Origin of the sequence: Diaphorobacter limosus (assembly GCF_033100095.1) — a bacterium.
Classification (GTDB): Bacteria; Pseudomonadota; Gammaproteobacteria; order Burkholderiales; family Burkholderiaceae_C; genus Alicycliphilus; species Alicycliphilus limosus.
Genome location: NZ_CP136921.1, coordinates 2,149,641 through 2,162,345 on the forward strand (window position 1 = coordinate 2,149,641; position 12,705 = coordinate 2,162,345).

Annotated in this window: 11 protein-coding genes; 5 read left to right on the forward strand and 6 right to left on the reverse strand. The window is 69.7% G+C overall.

The window, feature by feature from the left end:
* Position 1 precedes the first annotated feature (1 nt).
* Positions 2-2,857, forward strand: coding sequence for an Hsp70 family protein (locus P4826_RS10405; RefSeq protein ID WP_317700345.1), 2,856 nt, complete (start codon positions 2-4; stop codon positions 2,855-2,857).
* A gap of 6 nt (positions 2,858-2,863) precedes the next feature.
* Here P4826_RS10405 and P4826_RS10410 read toward each other — a convergent pair whose 3' ends face one another.
* Both P4826_RS10410 and ruvA read right to left on the reverse strand, forming a co-directional pair.
* Positions 2,864-4,300 (reverse strand): endoproteinase ArgC, encoded by a 1,437-nt coding sequence (locus P4826_RS10410; RefSeq protein ID WP_317700346.1) that lies wholly within the window; start codon positions 4,298-4,300, stop codon positions 2,864-2,866.
* A gap of 66 nt (positions 4,301-4,366) precedes the next feature.
* Positions 4,367-4,939, reverse strand: a complete 573-nt coding sequence (ruvA, locus tag P4826_RS10415; RefSeq protein ID WP_317700347.1) for a Holliday junction branch migration protein RuvA — start codon at positions 4,937-4,939, stop codon at positions 4,367-4,369.
* A gap of 47 nt (positions 4,940-4,986) precedes the next feature.
* Here ruvA and P4826_RS10420 point away from each other — a divergent pair, with 47 nt between their 5' ends.
* From P4826_RS10420 to P4826_RS10430, 3 genes are all read left to right on the forward strand, one after another.
* A complete protein-coding gene (locus P4826_RS10420; RefSeq protein ID WP_317700348.1) occupies positions 4,987-5,937 on the forward strand; it encodes a PhoH family protein in 951 nt (316 codons plus the stop codon).
* Positions 5,938-5,988: 51 nt separating this feature from the next.
* Positions 5,989-6,447, forward strand: coding sequence for an rRNA maturation RNase YbeY (gene ybeY, locus P4826_RS10425; protein WP_317700349.1), 459 nt, complete (start codon positions 5,989-5,991; stop codon positions 6,445-6,447).
* An 84-nt stretch (positions 6,448-6,531) separates the two neighbouring features.
* Positions 6,532-7,278: a sulfite exporter TauE/SafE family protein gene (locus P4826_RS10430; protein ID WP_317700350.1), complete on the forward strand. Its 747-nt coding sequence runs from the start codon at positions 6,532-6,534 to the stop codon at positions 7,276-7,278.
* A 67-nt stretch (positions 7,279-7,345) separates the two neighbouring features.
* Here the strand turns inward: P4826_RS10430 and P4826_RS10435 are convergent, their stop codons facing one another.
* The 4 genes from P4826_RS10435 to P4826_RS10450 all read right to left on the reverse strand — a co-directional run bounded on the left by P4826_RS10435 (position 7,346) and on the right by P4826_RS10450 (position 10,504).
* Positions 7,346-8,593, reverse strand: a complete 1,248-nt coding sequence (locus P4826_RS10435) for a type II toxin-antitoxin system HipA family toxin (RefSeq protein WP_317700351.1) — start codon at positions 8,591-8,593, stop codon at positions 7,346-7,348.
* On the reverse strand, positions 8,590-8,937 hold the full coding sequence (locus tag P4826_RS10440) for a helix-turn-helix domain-containing protein (protein ID WP_317700352.1): 348 nt from the start codon (positions 8,935-8,937) through the stop codon (positions 8,590-8,592). Before P4826_RS10440 ends, P4826_RS10435 begins: the two co-directional genes overlap by 4 nt.
* A 167-nt stretch (positions 8,938-9,104) precedes the next feature.
* A complete protein-coding gene (gene dtd, locus P4826_RS10445) occupies positions 9,105-9,557 on the reverse strand; it encodes a D-aminoacyl-tRNA deacylase (RefSeq protein WP_317700353.1) in 453 nt (150 codons plus the stop codon).
* Entirely contained in the window at positions 9,554-10,504 is a 951-nt protein-coding gene (locus tag P4826_RS10450) for a cation diffusion facilitator family transporter (RefSeq protein ID WP_317700354.1), read from the reverse strand. Before P4826_RS10450 ends, dtd begins: the two co-directional genes overlap by 4 nt.
* Positions 10,505-10,581: 77 nt before the next feature.
* Here P4826_RS10450 and P4826_RS10455 point away from each other — a divergent pair, with 77 nt between their 5' ends.
* Complete coding sequence (locus tag P4826_RS10455; RefSeq protein ID WP_317700355.1) at positions 10,582-12,687, forward strand: putative bifunctional diguanylate cyclase/phosphodiesterase; 2,106 nt, start codon at positions 10,582-10,584, stop codon at positions 12,685-12,687.
* Positions 12,688-12,705 lie beyond the last annotated feature (18 nt).

Below are 12,705 nucleotides of genomic sequence, written 5' to 3' on the forward strand. Positions count from 1 at the left end.
CATGACCCCGCCGCCCCAACCAGCGGCCGCGCGCCACGCCGTCGGCATAGACCTGGGCACCAGCCACACCGTGGTGGCCCATGTACCGCTGGATGGCGGCGTGGCCGACATCGCGCTGCTGCCGCTGGCGCAGCGCATCTCGGCGGCCGAGGTGCAAGAGCAGCCACTGCTGCCCTCCACGCGCTACCAGGCCGCGCCCGGCGAGCTGGGCGATGCCTGGCGCCAGCCCTGGCCGGCGCAGGACGCAACCGAGCAGACCCCGGCCGTCATCGGCCGCTGGGCGCGTGACCTCGGCGCGGCCGTGCCGGGGCGGCTGGTGGCCAGTGCCAAGAGCTGGCTGTCGCACGCCGGTGTGGACCGCACCGCGCCGATACTGCCCTGGGGCGCGGGCCAGGATGTGGCCAAGGTCTCGCCGCTGCAGGCCTCCAGCAGCTACCTGGCGCATGTGCGCGCCGCCTGGGATGCAACGCACCCCGATGCGCCGCTGGCCGAGCAGCTGGTGGTGCTGACGGTGCCCGCCTCCTTCGACGAGGGCGCGCGCGCGCTCACGCTGCAGGCGGCGCAGCTGGCCGGCCTGCCCCGGGTGCAGCTGCTCGAAGAACCCAAGGCCGCGTTTCACGATTGGCTGGTGCTGCAGGGCTCTCAACTCGCCGAGCAACTGCAAGACAGCCGCCTGGTGCTGGTGCTGGACGTGGGCGGCGGCACCACCGACCTGACGCTGATCCGGGTGGAAGCAGCACCAGGCGGCGGCCTGCCGCTGCTGACGCGCACGGCCGTGGGCGAGCATTTGATGCTGGGCGGCGACAACATGGATCTGGCCCTGGCGCATGGCCTGGAGCCGCAGTTTGCCGGCGAAGGCCAGCGCCTGCCCGCCGCGCGCTTTGCCCAGCTGGTGCAGCGCTGCCGCCTGGCCAAGGAGCAGCTGCTGGCCGCCAACGCACCCGAATCCGTGGCCGTGACGCTGCTGGGCGGCGGCTCGCAACTGCTGGCGCAGACACGATCCGCCACATTGACGCGCGACGCGGTACGCCAGGCGGTGGTCGAAGGCTTTTTACCGCCCGCGCAAATCACCGACCAGCCCGCGCGGCGCCAGGGCGCGCTGCGGACCTTAAGCCTGCCCTACCCGGCGGACGCGGCCATTTCGCGCCATCTGGCGCTGTTCCTGGCCCGGCATGCGGGCGACCAGCTGCCCGACACGCTGCTGCTCAACGGCGGCGTGTTCCACGCCCATGCGCTGGTGCAGCGCCTGACCGAGCAGCTCGCGCTGTGGCGCGGCCAGCCGCTGCGTCTGCTGCACAACCCGCACCCGGACTGGGCCGTGGCGCGCGGCGCAGCCGCCCACGGCTTGGCGCAATATCAGTCAAAAAGGCCACCAGCGCTTACTGGACAAGCGCAAACAGCTACAAAAACCGTAGTACCCCACATAGGTGGCGGGGCGGCGCGCAGCTACTGGCTGGTGCTGCCAGGCCAGGCTGGCGCCGCGCCCCAGGGCATTTGCCTGCTGCCGCGCGGCACCGAGGAGGGCACCCGCATGGTGCTGGCCGGGCGGCGCTTTGCGCTGCGGCTGGGCCAGCCGGTGCGCTTTGCGCTGGTGGCGCGCAGCCAGGGCAGCGCGCAGGCCGGGCAGATCGTGCCACTGGCGGGCGAGGGCTGGGTGGAACTGCCGCCGCTGGCCACCGTACTGCCCGCACCCGAGGGCCGCGCCACGGCCAAGGTCGAGGTGCAGCTGCAGGCCTGCATGAGCGAGGTGGGCGTGCTGGAGCTGCGCTGCGTCGACACGCGGGACGAGGCGCAGTCCTGGCTGCTGCCGTTTGCGGTGCGCGCGGCAGGCCCTCACCCCCACCCTCTCCCAGAGGGAGAGGGAGCAAAACCCACAGCCGACCGGTCGCCCTCGCTCCTCTGGGGAGAGGGAGGGGTGAGGGGCTCGCCGCTAGACGCAGCCATCGCCCACATCGACCGCATCTTCGGCAACCAGGGCCAGGACGTATCGCCCAAAGAGGTGCGCCAGCTGCGCGCCACGCTGGAAAAGACCCTGGGCCCGCGCGAATCCTGGCCGCTGCCGCTCTTGCGCACGCTGTTCGACGCCCTGCTGGCGCGTGCCAAGCGCCGCCGGCGCAGCGCCGAGCATGAGCGCGTGTGGCTCAACCTGGCCGGCTGGTGCCTGCGCCCCGGCCTGGGCGCCGAGCTGGACGGCTGGCGCCTGCAGCAGCTGTGGCCGCTCTACGCCCAGGGCCTGGGCCACAGCCAGGAGGGCGCCAACTGGACCGAATGGTGGGTGCTGTGGCGCCGCGTGGCCGCGGGCCTCGATGAAGCCCAGCAGATGCAGGTGCTCGAAGACGTGGCCGGCCGCATGCAACAGACCGTGCAGCGCGGCGCCAAGTCACGCTGGGGCAGCTACGACGACATGCTGCGCCTGTTTGCCGCGATGGAGGCCGTGCCCTGGCAGTACCGCCAGGAGATGGGCCGGTGGATGCTTGAGCGCCTCAAGCGCCCCGACGAGCCGCCCCACACCTGGTGGGCCATAGGCCGCCTGGCGGCGCGCGCGCCGCTGGCGGCCAACGCCCATCTGGTCATGCCGCCCGAGGCCGCACAAGAGTTCTTGCAGGCCACGCTGGCCCAGGACTGGCGCAAGAACGAGCCCGCCATGTTCGCCGCCGTGCAGATCGCGCGCATGACGGGCGAGCGCCTGCTGGATCTGGACGAGGCCCAGCGCGCCCGGGTCCTGGACAAGCTGCGCGCCAGCGGCGCGCCCGAGCGCTGGCTGGCCCAGGTCGCCCAGGTGCAGGAAATGAACGCCGAGGACCGCCGCCTCAGCCTGGGCGACAGCCTGCCGCCGGGGCTGGTGCTGGTGGGGTGAAGGCCCTCAGGGATTGAGCCAGTTCTTGAGCGCAGCGCGGTAGCTCAGGTCAAAGCGCCCGTAATAGTCCGTGCCATCGGGCCTGGCGCAGCTGGCCGAGCCGCCATGCAGCTGACCCGCCAGGTAGCGCCGGGCGCCAATGGTGACAAACACGCCCGAGCCGCTGCTACCGCCCTCGGTGCTGCCCTGCTGCCAGGTGAGCGCCAGGTAGTTGCCGGTCTCGCCGCTGGTGGCCGTGCAGCTTTCGTCACCACAGTTGCTGTAGCGCAGCACGCTGCCCAGGCTGATGGACTGCAGGCCGCCCTCCGCGTGGTGCAGGCTGGCCAGCGCCGTACCAATGGGCACGCCGCCGTAGTACGAGCCGGCGTAGACGACGCCGGCGGGCAGCGGGTCGTTCAGCCGCATGAAGGCGGTGTCGGTGCCGGCCGATGCGTACAGCAGCCGGGCGCCGCCCGTCAGGCGCCGGCTGGCCGGGTTCTCCGCGGCGCTGTTGCAGCTGGCCGAGCGGTACAGCCAGTCGGTCACCAGCGTTGAGGCTACCACCTGGCTGGGGATGCAGTGCTGGGCCGACAGGAAGTACGGCGTGCCGCTGGCGGCCATGTCGTTGAGCAGCGTGCCGGTGCAGTAAAAGGCGCCACCGTCCTCGGCCACATAGGTCATGCGCGCCACGGAGCGGCTTTGCTCCAGGTAATCGGGGTGGCAACTCACGTCCACCAGGCAGCCGGCGACTGCGGCCTTGGTGGTAAAGGCGGCCTCGGCCTCGGCCGCCGTCGATGTGAAGTGCGACAGCCGCGGCACGGCCAGGCGCACGGCGGCGGGCGCCGCGCCTGCGGGAATCTCCACCTCCAGCGTGGTCTGCGCGCCGCCAAAGTCCGGGCTCCAGTAGGTGCGCGCCAGCGTGGCGTCGGCACCCGCGCTGGCGTTGCGCTCGGCCACGGCCTGCAGCTGCTCGGCGCTCAGCTGCACTGCGTCTTCGGGCGCCGCTCCATGAAAGCGCAGCACCGCCCCCGGCGGCAGCGCCTGCACCAGCACGCCCAGGCGCAGACCGCGCGCGCCTGGCGACTCAAAGCGCAGCGCCGCCACCTGCGTGCCGCGCGCCGTGGGCCGCCATGGCAGCAGGGCGGCGGTGCGGGCCACATCGACCGTCTCTGCCACGGCGCGCGCCGTGCCGATCTGGCGCGGCACGGCCGCGCTGCCCGCAGCGGCGGCGCGCTCTGGCGTCGCGCGCTGCAGCGGCGCCAGCGCAATCACCCGTGTGGCGCCGGCCTGGGCCATGGCGCGGCTTGACGTAGAGCCCTGGGCCACGCCTTTGAGGGCTGCGGCCTTGGGCTCGAAAGGCTCTATGCGTTGGCTCCAGGTCGGGATGGCAAGGCCGGGGCCACCGCCACCACCACCATCGACATCGGTACCGCCGCCGCCGCACGCGGCCAGAAGGGCGGCCACCGGCAGCGCCCACCCGATTGTTTTGCCGACAACCATCGTTACACCTCCATGGCCCTGCCACATGATTTATCTGGCCAGCGACTTCAGCGCCAGCTTGATGCCCTCGCTCACGCCTACGTCGGCCGGCAGCGCCTTCAGGGCGGCGGCGGCCTCCTTGTCGTTATAGCCCAGCGCCTGCAGCGCCTGCAGGATGTCGGCCTGCGCATCGTTAACCAGATGTTGCCGCACGCCGATGTCCACACCCAGCTTGCCCTTGAGCTCCAGCAGCAGGCGCTCGGCCGTCTTCTTGCCTATGCCCGGCACCTTGACCAGGCGCCCGGCCTCCTGCAGCGACACGGCCTGGGCCAGATCAGCCACGCCCATGCCCGAGAGCACCGCCAGCGCCGTGCGCGGCCCCACGCCGCTGATCTTGATGAGTTCGCGAAACGCCTGGCGCTCTTGCGCCGTGGCAAAGCCGTAGAGCAGCTGCGCGTCCTCGCGCACGATGAACTGGGTCAGCAGGCTGACCTGCTCGCCCACGCCAGGCAGGTTGTAGAAGGTGCTCATGGGCACCAGCACCTCGTAGCCCACGCCGCGGCAGTCCAGCAGCACCTCGGGGGGGTTCTTCTCCAGCAGCTGGCCCGTCAATTTGCCTATCATCCCAATCCTTTACCGCAGTCAACGCGGCCATCCAGGGAATTATCAGCGTGATCCTGCGCCACACCTTCACCCCCCACAACAACACCCGCCTGTCGCACCTGTGCGGCCCGGCCGATGTACACCTGCGCACCATAGAGAACGCGCTGCAGGTCAAGATCGCCCACCGCCACGAGCAGTTCAAGGTGGACGGCCCCAAGGCCCGCGCCACCCAGGCCATGGAACTGCTGCAGGCGCTGTACGAAATGGCCGACCACGCCATCAAGGAGGATCACCTGCAGCTGATGCTGGCCGGCGACGCCAGCATGATGGACGAAGAGGGCAGCCCGGCCCCGCTGACCACGCGCCGCGCCGACCTGCGCGCGCGCACGCCCACCCAGGGCCGCTACCTGGCCAACATCGCCGCGCACGACATCACCTTCGGCATAGGCCCGGCCGGCACCGGCAAGACCTACCTGGCCGTGGCCTGCGCCGTCGATGCGCTGGAACGCAGCCAGGTGCAGCGCATCGTGCTCACCCGCCCGGCGGTGGAGGCCGGCGAGCGCCTGGGCTTTCTGCCCGGCGACCTGACGCAAAAGGTAGACCCCTACCTGCGCCCGCTGTACGACGCGCTGTACGACCTGATGGGTTTTGACCGCGTGCAGAAGGCCTTCGAGCGCAATGCGCTGGAGATCGCGCCGCTGGCCTTCATGCGCGGCCGAACGCTGAACAACGCCTTCGTCATCCTGGACGAGGCCCAGAACACCACGCCCGAGCAGATGAAGATGTTCCTCACGCGCATCGGCTTTGGCGCACGCGCCGTGGTCACGGGCGACGTGAGCCAGATCGATCTGCCCAAGGGCACATTGAGCGGCCTGATCGATGCCGAACAGGTACTGCGGCGCGTGCAGGGCATCGCCATCACGCGCTTCACCAGCGCCGACGTGGTGCGCCACCCGCTGGTGGCACGCATCGTGGACGCCTACGACGCCCAGGGCAGCCGCCGCCGCACCGGCAACTAACTCCTGTTTTAATAGCTATTTGCGCTTGATACACAGGCGTTGGAGGCCAATTTGGCACTGAATCAACTGACCCTCTCCCTGCAGTTCGCGCGCGATGCCACGCAGCACCGCGCCCAGCTGCCGCGCCACAAGGTGGCACGCTGGATACGCCACGCCCTGGCCATGGACGCCGAAATCACCGTGCGCATCGTCGGAGCCGAGGAAGGCCAGCAGCTCAACCGCGACTACCGCCACAAGGACTACGCCACCAACGTGCTGACCTTCGACTACCAGCAGGAGCCGACCGTGGCCGCCGACCTGGTGCTCTGCGCCCCGGTGGTCGAGCGCGAGGCGCGCGAGCAGAACAAGACGCTGGAAGAACACTACGCCCACCTGCTGGTGCACGGCACCCTGCACGCCCAGGGCTGGGATCATGAAACCAGCGACGAGGACGCGCGGGAGATGGAGGCGTATGAGACGGCCATCATGGAAGAGTTGGGGTTTGCGGATCCATATCTGTCGCTTGGGTAAGTGGTAAATGGTGAGTGGCAAGTCGTGAATAACGACAGCGCCGCCACCAACCACTTACTACTGACCATTGAGCACTTACCCCCCATGCTCGACACCGCCCTCCTGCTTGCCGCTGCCTTCGTCGCCGGCGCCCTCAACGCCGTCGCCGGCGGCGGCAGCTTTTTGACGCTGCCAGCCTTGGTCTTCACCGGTGTGCCGCCGGTGGTCGCCAACGCCACCGGCACCGTGGCACTGCTGCCCGGCTACATGGCCAGCGCCTGGGGCTTTCGCGAGGACATGGCGCCGCCGCCGGGGCTGTCGATGCGCGCCGTGGTGCTGCTGTCGCTCGTCGGCGGCTCGGCCGGGGCGGCGCTGCTGCTGGTCACGCCCGACGCCACCTTCAAGAAGATCATCCCCTGGCTGCTGCTCGCCGCCACCGCGCTGTTTGCCTTTGGCCCGCAGCTGCGCCAGTGGCTGGGCGCCGGCGCGCACCCGGCCAGCGCCACCAAGGCCGGCCTGGGCACGCTGGCCGTGGCGGCCTACGGCGGCTACTTCAACGGTGGCCTGGGCATCTTGCTGCTGGCACTGTTCGGCCTGCTGGGCCAGACCCAGCTCAACGCCATGAACGGCATGAAGAACCTGGTCTCGGCCCTGCTCACCGCCATCGCCGTGGCCATCTACGCCGCCGGCGGCATCGTGCAGTGGCAGCAGGCGCTCATCATGATGATTGCCGCCACCCTGGGCGGCTACTGGGGCGCCCGCGTGGCGCGCCGCCTGCCGGCGCCGGCGCTGCGCTGGGGCATAGTCGCCACCGGGCTGGTGATGGCGGGGCTGTTTTTCTGGAAGCAGTAGCCTCCCCAAATAAAAACCGGCCATCAGCGCCAATACACAAGCGCTGAAAGCTATTGTTTACAGAGCATCAGCGCTGAAATGCCAGCCGCTGGTCGCGCAAAAACGGCCGGTCGATCTGGCCCGCCAGCGATTCGATGTCGGCCACCGTCACGCCCACGCTGGCAAAGTGCGCCTGCCAGCCCTGCACGACCGCGCACACCTGCCGCAGCTGGGCCACGGCCTCGGGCCGCTTCAGGCCAAACTGCGCGCATTGCGACAGGGCGTTGTCCAGCGTGGCATCCGCGCCCGCCGCGCCCACGCGCATCTGCTGATAGCCCAGCGCCTGACCCGAGGGCAACACGTCGAACGCGGGCGACAGGATGTACTCGCCGCTGTCGGTCATCAGCAGCGCGTGGTTCTTCTCGTGGTCGTCGGTGTTGTCGATGAGGATGTTGAAGACCATGCGGCGAAACAGCTCGTGCATCTGCTGCAGGTTGTGCCCGCCTGCCGTAACGCCGCGCCGGCGCAGCCACTGGGCCAGCTCGGGGTAGCCCGGCGCCTCGCCCGCGGCCTTGAGCGCCACGTTGGCCGAAAGTGCGTGGCGGCGCAGCCCCCCCACGCGGTCGAAGCGGCGCACGGCCACGGCGTGGCCCCGCTGCAGCGGCACGGGTCGCGTGGGCGCGGCGTGTATGCCCGCGTGCGCCGCCAGCGTCATGGCGGCGTGCTCGACCAGCGGCATGTCGACGGCCTCGCCCGGCTCGTTGAACTTGATCACCCAGGGGTGGCCGTCCAGCTCCAGCAGCGCCTTGGGGCGTGCGCCGCCCAGGGTGGCGCCCGGCGCGATCAGGCGCCGCCTGTCTGGCGCCACGGGTTCGCCAGCCAGAATCTGCGCCACCAGCTTGTGCACTTCCTGCGCATCGGCCAGGCGCGGCAGCGGGCCGGTGACGCGCGCCAGGTAGTCGCTGGCCGAGACGGACACGCCCAGGGCGCCAAAGCGCTCGTCGCCGGCAAAGAACAAGAAGTCGAGCACGGCCAGGCGCGGCGGCTTGTCCAGCATGCGGATGACGCGCTCGCCCCAGCGGTCGGGCCGGGCGTCGTCGACGGCGCCGGCGGCGCTTTCCTTATCGTGCGGGAAGAACTCTCCCGGCATCAACGGCAGGTCTTCGCTGAGCGCAAAGCCGCTGGCCAGCCACGCTGGCGCATAGACCAGCGACACGCCCTTGAGGCTGCGCGCCATGCGCAGCTCACCGATCAGGCGCGGCGCCGCCGGGTTGGCCAGCCACCACAGGTAGAGCTGCTCGCCAGGCTGGTAGTGCTGCAGGTCAAAGGCCGTCATGGCGTTCCGCCTTCATCCGCCGGGGGTTTGGGCGCCGCGCCGTAGAGCGACGGCCGCCGGCGCACCGAGCGCGCCCGGGCGGCACGCACGGCGTCTTCCAGCGCGCCGCGGTCATGCTCGGGCGCGGCGCATTCGGGCAGCGCCGGCGAGCGCCCCATCAGCCACAGGGCCGTCGCATACACGCCCATGGAGACGCTGGGGTCGCCCTTTTCCATGCGCGCCAGCGTGGGCTCCGAGACACCGATGCGCTGCGCCCACGACTTCACGCTCTCGCGCCGGCGCTTGCGCGCAATGGCCAGGTTCTCGCCCAGCGCGCGCAGCTGCGCCAGCACGGCGGGCGGCATGGCAACCAGGCTAGAAGATCGCTTTGACATTGCATATATGTTAGTGCAAAGCGAAAAAACCACATATATATGTTTGTTTAAGACAATTGCCACAGCAGCAGGCCGCGCAGCAAAAGTGCCTCAAGCACTTGTGGATAAAGCGCATCAAGCTATATTTTGAATAGCAATCAAGTGCCTGTCGGCACCATGCGCAGCGGTATCGTCACCGGCCCGTCATTGACCAGGTGCACCTGCATGTCGGCGCCAAAGCGGCCCGTGGCCACCTGCGGGTGAACGGCGCGCGCCTGGGCGACGAAGTAGTCGTACAGGCGCTCGCCCTCGGCCGGGGTGGCGGCCTGGCTGAAGCCCGGGCGGTTGCCGCTGGTGGTATCGGCGGCCAGGGTGAATTGGCTGACGATGAGCAGGCCGCCAGCCACGTCCTGCAGGCTCAGATTCATCTTGCCGGCGGCGTCGGCAAAGATGCGCAGCTTGAGCAGCTTGGCCAGCAGGCGGTCGGCCTCGGCCTCGCCGTCGCCCTGCTCGGCGCATACCAGGGCCAGCAGGCCGGGGCCGATCTGGCCCACCACCTCGCCCGCCACCTCCACGCGCGCCTGGCGCACGCGCTGCAACAGTCCCATCACGTCGCCTTCTCCTGTGCCTCGGTTTGCTCAAAAACGGTTTCCGCACCCTCGGGCAGCAGCTCAATGGTGGCGTACAGGCCGGGCACCATGTCCATCAGCTCGGCCTCGACGGCGGCGCGCGCGGCGGCGGCGCGGCCCAGCGTCCAATGCGCCGGCACATGCATGTGCAGGTCGAGAAAACTGCGCGCGCCGGCCCGGCGCGAGGTCAGGTTGTCGAAGTACACATGGCCACCCGCGGCCTGCGCGTGGCGCTGCAGCGCGGCCTCGATCTGTGCCAGCAGCTCCTGCTCCACGGCCTCGTCCATCAGAGCCTGGGCCGAGCGCCAGACCAGCTGCACGCCCTCCTTCAGGATGTTCAGCGCCACGCCAATGGCCACCAGCGGATCGAGCCACAGCCAGCCGGTGGCACCGGCGGCCACCAGGCCGACGACCACGCCCACCGAGGTCCAGACATCGGTGATGAGATGGCGCGCATCCCCCACCAGCGCCACCGAGCGGTAGACGCGCGCCGAGCGGAACATGGCCCAGGCCAGCAGGCCGTTGCAGGCCGTGCTGACCAGGGACAGGCCCAGGCCCCAGCCCAGCTGCTCCAGCGGCTGCGGGTGCAGCAGGCGCAGCGCGGCCGCCCACAGGATGGCCATGCTGGCGCCGACGATGAGGATGCCCTCGAAGCCTGCCGAGAAATACTCCGCCTTGTGGTGGCCATAGGGGTGCTCGGCGTCCGGCGGCTGCTGCGCCACCGTGACCATGGTGAGGGCGAACAGCGCGCCGGCCAGGTTCACAAAGGATTCGAGCGCATCCGACAACAGCCCCACAGAGCCGCTGACCCACCAGGCCAGGGTCTTGAGGACGATGGTCAGCAGCGCCACGCCCACCGAGGCGCGCAGCAGGTTGTGCGGCGTCATCCAGGCAGGGACTTGCAACAATCCGGTAACAGTAGGTGGCATGGCGCAAAGTATGCACTTGCCACATCGTCAAAGCGCCGGCAATCCGCTATAAATGGCGGTTACACCGCCCACCACCCATGTCACCGACCTCCTCCACCTCGGACTTGACCGGCACGGGTAGCCACGCCTGCGATACGCTGCTGCGCCTGGTGGCCGACACGGTGCCGGTGATGCTGGCGTATTACGACGCCCACCAACTGCGCTGCAGCTTTGCCAACCAGCGTTTTGCCGACTATGTCGGCCGGGCGCTGGACAGCCTGCCCGGCACCTCGGCACAAGAGGTGCTGGACAGCGAAACCTGGCAACAAATGCAACCCTGTGTGCAGCGCGCACTCGCCGGCGAGGCCGTGCAGCATGTCTGCCAACGCCAGCAGAGCGACGGCAGCATGCGCATGCTGGAGTTCAGCCTGCACCCCTACCAGCGCATGCGCAATGGCCAGCCGGCCGTCGTCGGCCTGATGGTGCTGGTGAACGACATCAGCCGCCACCGCCAGGCCGAAAACGCCTTGCGCCAGAGCGAGGAGCGCATGCGCCGGTTTGCCGAGGTCACTGAGGAGGGTCTGGTGTTCCATCGGGACGGCAACATCCTGGACGCCAACGCCGCCGCCCTGCGCATGACCGGCTACACGCTGGCCGAAGTCCTGGGCCGCTCGATTTTCGACTTCATCCTGCCCGAGTACCGCGCGGTGTCCATGGAGTACACGCGCCGCGCGCGCGAACACCCGTACGAGCTGGCGCTGAACCACAAGAGCGGTCGCGCCATTCCCATAGAGGCCGTGGGCAAGACCCTGCCGCAGCAGGATGGCACGCAGCGCGTGGTCATCATGCGCGACATCACGGCGCGGCGCGAGGAGCAGGAGCATGCCCGCTTTCTGGCCCAGCACGACACCCTGACCCAGCTGCCCAACCGCCGCCACCTGATGCGCCAGCTGGCGCGCGAGGCCGTGGAGGCCGAGCAGCGCCAGGCGCGCATGGCTGTGCTGTTCATCGACCTGGATCATTTCAAGACCGTCAACGACTCGCTGGGCCACGAGGCCGGCGACCGGCTGCTGTGCGAGATGGCGCGGCGCCTGCAGGAGGGCGTGAACGGCAACGACTTCATCGCCCGCGCCGGCGGCGACCAGTTCGTGGTGCTGCTGCCAGACCTGCGCTACCGCGGCTCGGCGGCCGACATGTCCGATGCGCTGATCCGGCGCCTGAGCGCCGCGTATGAGATTGGCGGCACGCAGCTGTCGATCTCGGCCACGGTAGGCATCAGCATGCTGCCCGAGGACGGCTACAGCCCCGACGAGCTACTGCGCCACGCCGCCGCCGCCATGCACTACGCCAAGGAGGGCGGGCGCGGCACGCACCTGTTCTACGCGCCCTACATGCTGGGGCAGCCGGCCGAGGCGCTGCAGCAGGAGCACCTGCTGCGCGCGGCCGTGCCGCAGGACGCGCTGCGCCTGCACTACCAGCCGCAGATCGAGGTCAGCACCGGGCGGCTGACGGGCTTCGAGGCCCTGGTGCGCTGGCAGCACCCCGAACGCGGCCTGCTGGGGCCGGACGAGTTCATCCCCCTGGCCGAGTCGCGCGGCCTGGTCACCCCCATAGGCCGCTGGGTGCTGCGCGAGGCCTGCCGCCAAATCAAGGCCTGGCAGGACGAGGGACTGGCGCGCGTGCCGGTGGCGGTGAACGTGTCGGCCATGGAGTTTCGCCAGCGCGACCTCGTCGGTGAAATCAAGCAGGTGCTGGCCGACACCGGCCTGGACGCGCAGTACCTGGAGATCGAGATCACCGAGACCACGCTGATGCAGCAGCCCGAGCAGGCGCGCACCACGCTGGACGAGCTGCGGGCCCTGGGCGTGGGCGTGACGGTGGACGACTTCGGCACCGGCTACTCGTCGCTGGCCTACCTCAAACGCTACCCGCTGGACAAGATCAAGGTGGATCGATCCTTCGTCATCGACACCCCCAGCGACGGCGAGGACGTGGCCATCGTCACCGCCATCGTGCAGCTGGCGCGCAGCCTGCAGCTGCAGTCGGTGGCCGAGGGCGTGGAGACGCCCGAGCAGCTGGGCCTGCTGCAGCGCCTGGGTTGCGAGCTGGCCCAGGGCTTTGGCATTGCCGCACCCATGGATGCGGGCAGCGCGCATGCCTGGCTGCAGATGCAGCCGCCCGCGCAAACCATGACAGAAGCGTGACAGCGGGCCATGGACAAT